Source organism: Nonomuraea typhae, assembly GCF_009760925.1.
In the GTDB taxonomy this organism is placed as follows: domain Bacteria; phylum Actinomycetota; class Actinomycetes; order Streptosporangiales; family Streptosporangiaceae; genus Nonomuraea; species Nonomuraea typhae.
On the sequence record NZ_VRLV01000042.1, the window covers coordinates 1 to 1,422 of the forward strand.

Consider the following 1,422-nt stretch of genomic DNA (forward strand, 5'->3'; position numbering starts at 1 on the left):
CTAGTGTGATGCGCCAGAAATTCTGAGGATTATTTCTCCCTGCTCTCTTTACGGTCCGGGCGGACCTTGGCGAGGTAGTCGGCAAGGGAGTTGAGGATCTCGTCAGCAGTCTTGGTCCAGGTAAATGGCCTGGGATTGTGGTTCCAGGTGTCGATCCATGCCCGGATGTCGTCTTCCAGTGCCTTCACTGAGCGGTGGACGCCGCGGCGGATGAGCTTGTCGGTCAGGAGGCCGAACCACCGCTCGACCTGGTTGATCCACGAGGATCCGGTGGGGGTGAAGTGCACGTGGAAGCGGGGGTGTTTGCCCAGCCAGTTCCTGATCTCGGCGGTGTTGTGGGTGGCGTAGTTGTCGCACACCAGGTGGACGTCGAGTGCCGCGGGCACGGCCTTGTCGATGGTGATGAGGAACTTCTTGAACTCAATCGCCCGGTGACGGCGGTGCAGTTGGCCGATGACGGTGCCATCGGCGATGTTGAAGGCGGCGAACAGGCTGGTGATGCCGTGCCGCAGGTAATCGTGAGTGCGCCGCTCGGGCATGCCCGGCATCATCGGCAGCACCGGCTGAGACCGATCCAGCGCCTGGATCTGGGATTTCTCGTCCACGCATAACACCACCGCCTTCTCGGGCGGGTTGTGATACAGCCCGACCACGTCGACGACCTTGTCGACGAACTGCGGGTCGGTGGAGAGCTTGAAGGAGTCCTGCAGATGCGGTTTGAGGCCGAACCGCTTCCAGATCCGCCCGATGGTCGACTTCGACAACCCCGTGCGGGCCGCCATCGAGGTCCGCGACCAGTGCGTATCCGCACCCGGCGTGGACTCCAAGGTCGCCATGATCACCTCCTCGACCTGATCGAGGAGGATCGATGGTGGCCGGCCGGGGCGCGGCTCGTCCTGCAGGCCGTCCAGACGCTTGGCGATGAACCTTGCCCGCCAGCGCTCCACCGTCGACTCATCGACCGCCAGATCCATCGCGGCCTGCTTGTTCGTCCCGCCATCCGCGCACCGCAGCACGATCCTCGCTCGAAGCGCCAAGATCTGCGATGTCTTCGCCCGCCTCGCCCACCGCGTCAGCTGATCTCGTTCAGCACCGGTCAGGACCAGGTCGGCCTTCGGCCGGCCGATCGGGCCGGGATCCTCAAGCCCGGCCATCCGCTCCGCAGCGAAAGCCCCGCGCCACTTCCTCACCGTCTTGGCTGTCACCCCCACGCACCGCGCGGCACCGGCATTGGACATTCCCTCAGCACACGCCAAGATGATCCGGGCCCGCTCCGCACGACGCCGCTCAGATGACGCCGCCCGGCTCAGCAGTTCCGCACGCTCGTCCTCGGACAGCGTGACTTCCACAGCGGAAGGCCCCGGATGCGACATGCCAACAGGCTACTTCCTTACCCTCAGAATTTCTGGCGCATCACACTAG

1 protein-coding gene is annotated in these 1,422 nt (G+C 64.4%); it reads right to left on the reverse strand.

The features are described 5' to 3' along the window. Nucleotides 1–29: 29 nt before the first annotated feature. Nucleotides 30–1,349: an IS630 family transposase gene (locus tag FVE25_RS53610; RefSeq protein ID WP_219826087.1), complete on the reverse strand. Its 1,320-nt coding sequence runs from the start codon at nt 1,347–1,349 to the stop codon at nt 30–32. Nucleotides 1,350–1,422 lie beyond the last annotated feature (73 nt).